Origin of the sequence: Mycolicibacterium neoaurum ATCC 25795 (assembly GCF_000691525.1) — a bacterium.
GTDB classification, from domain to species: Bacteria; Actinomycetota; Actinomycetes; order Mycobacteriales; family Mycobacteriaceae; genus Mycobacterium; species Mycobacterium neoaurum.
This window is the reverse complement of sequence record NZ_JMDW01000025.1, coordinates 1-2,521: the sequence shown is the minus strand read 5'-3', so window position 1 is coordinate 2,521 and position 2,521 is coordinate 1. Positions and strand designations below refer to the sequence as shown.

Here is a 2,521-nt window from a genome sequence, read left to right as displayed (position 1 = left end):
GCCGGGGCGACGACCTCTTCGGCGGCATCGGCGATCTCGAAGAAATCGATCCCGGTCTTGACACCGATCTTGTCGAACACCCCGATCATCGCCTCCACCGGCGCATTACCCGCACCGGCCCCGAACCGACGACACGACCCGTCGATCTGCTTGGCCCCGGCCCGCACCGCCTCGATGCTGTTGGCCACACCGAGCCCGAGGTTCTCATGACCATGAAAACCGACCTGCGCATCATCGCCGAGCTCGGCAACCAACGCCGACACCCGATCAGCGACCTGATCGAGCACCAACGCCCCCGCCGAATCCACCACATACACACACTGGCAGCCCGCATCGGCCATGATCCGGGCCTGAGCGGCCAGCTTCTCCGGCGAGATCGTGTGCGACATCATCAAAAACCCGACCGTCTCCAACCCGAGCTCACGGGCCAACCCGAAATGCTGGATCGACACATCAGCCTCGGTGCAGTGAGTGGCGATGCGGCAGATCTCCCCACCGTTGTTCTGCGCCTCCTTGATGTCCTCCTTGGTCCCCACCCCCGGCAACATCAAAAACGCGATCTTGGCATCCTTGGCCGTCTCGGCCGCCAGCTTGATCAACTCCTGCTCAGGAGTCTTGGAAAACCCGTAATTGAACGACGAGCCACCCAACCCGTCACCATGGGTCACCTCGATCACCGGCACCCCCGCGGTATCCAACGCCGCCACAATCGAGCGCACCTCATCGGCGGTGAACTGATGACGCTTGTGATGAGACCCATCACGCAGCGAGGTGTCGGTCATCCGGACATCCCACACCGGATTGAAGAAAATCTCACCCGTGCCGCTCATGCCTGCACTCCTGCTCCCGCTGCGCTGCGTTCCTTGGCGATCTCCTCGCCGACCTTGGTCGCCGCCGCGGTCATGATGTCCAAATTCCCCGCATACGGCGGCAGATAATCCCCGGCCCCCTCGACCTCAACGAAGATGGTCACCACATGCTGGCCACCATTGACCACCGACGGCTCATCGAACTGCGGCTCATTGAGCAACCGGTACCCGGGCACATAAGTCTGCACCTCGGCGACGACCTCCTTGATCGAGGCGGTGATCGCCGCGTGATCGGCATCCTCAGGGATAGCGCAGAAAATGGTGTCGCGCATGATCATCGGCGGATCCGCCGGGTTCAAAATGATGATCGCCTTACCACTACGCGCCCCACCGATATGCTGCACACCAGCGCTGGTGGTCTTGGTGAACTCATCGATATTGGCCCGCGTCCCCGGCCCCGCCGACGCACTCGACACCGACGCCACAATCTCGGCATACCCCACATCCACCACCCGCGAGACGGCATACACCATCGGGATCGTCGCCTGCCCACCACAGGTCACCATGTTCACATTCGGCGCACCCAAATGCGCCCGCAGATTCGCCGGCGGAATCACCCCCGGCCCCACCGCCGCCGGAGTCAGATCGATCGCCGTGATCCCCGCCTCGGCATACCGCGGCGCCGCATCACGATGCACATACGCACTGGTCGCCTCGAACACCACATCGGGCTTCTCGGACTGGCCCAGCAGCCAATCCACCCCCTCATGCGAAGTCTCCAACCCCAGCGTGCGGGCACGCGCCAACCCCTCCGAGGCCGGATCGATCCCGATCATCCACCGCGGCTCCAACCACTCCGACCGCAACAACTTGTACAACAGGTCGGTACTGATATTGCCCGACCCCACAATCGCAACACTCAACTTCTCAGCCATACGTGGCTCCTATTCAAAAGACAGACGAACCGAACCCAGCCCGTCGAAATCAGCGACAAACTCATCCCCCGGCCGAGCATCCACCGCCCGCATGCAGGCACCCGGCAACACGATGTCCCCCGCCTTCAAGCGCACCCCGAACTGATCGACCTTGCGCGCCAACCACGCCACCGAAGTCACCGGATTACCCAACACCGCATCACTGCGCCCCTCAGCGACCCGCTCACCGTTGCAGCTCAGCACAGCGTTGATGTTCTTGATATCGATGTCCTTGGGCGACACCCGCTCACGGCCCAGCACCCACCCCGCCGAGGACGCGTTATCGGCGATCGTGTCGCACAACTTGATCTTCCAATCGGTGATCCGGGTATCGATCAACTCGATCGACGGCGCATACGCCGCCGTCGCGGCCAACACATCATCCTCAGTACACCCCGCCCCGGGCAGATCATCGGCCAAGACAAACCCCACCTCGACCTCCACCCGCGGATACAAAAACCGGCCCGCCGCCACCGGTTTGTCCTCGAACACCTCCATATCGGCAAGCAGATGACCGTAATCAGGCTCATCAACCCCCATCATCTTCTGCATCGCCTCCGAGGACAGACCCACCTTGTGCCCGATCACCCGCGCACCCTGCCCCACCCGCTGCCGGATATTGATCAACTGGATCTCATAGGCATCCACCACATCGATATCCGGAAACCGATCCGTCAACGGAGTGGTCGGCACCCGACTGCGCTCCGCCTCGGCCAACTCGGCAGCAAGCTCGTCGCG

3 protein-coding genes are annotated in these 2,521 nt (G+C 62.6%); all 3 read right to left on the bottom strand.

Going from position 1 to position 2,521, the window contains the following annotated elements; all coding sequences use genetic code 11:
- Positions 1 to 830: 4-hydroxy-2-oxovalerate aldolase (gene dmpG, locus IC40_RS0125395; RefSeq protein WP_030137469.1), on the bottom strand; the 830-nt coding region annotated here is incomplete at its 3' end.
- Positions 827 to 1,744, bottom strand: a complete 918-nt coding sequence (locus IC40_RS0125390; protein ID WP_030137468.1) for an acetaldehyde dehydrogenase (acetylating) — start codon at positions 1,742 to 1,744, stop codon at positions 827 to 829. The genes IC40_RS0125390 and dmpG, both read right to left, overlap by 4 nt.
- Before the next feature lie 9 nt (positions 1,745 to 1,753).
- On the bottom strand, positions 1,754 to 2,521 hold a 768-nt coding region (locus tag IC40_RS0125385), incomplete at its 5' end, for a 2-keto-4-pentenoate hydratase (RefSeq protein WP_030137467.1).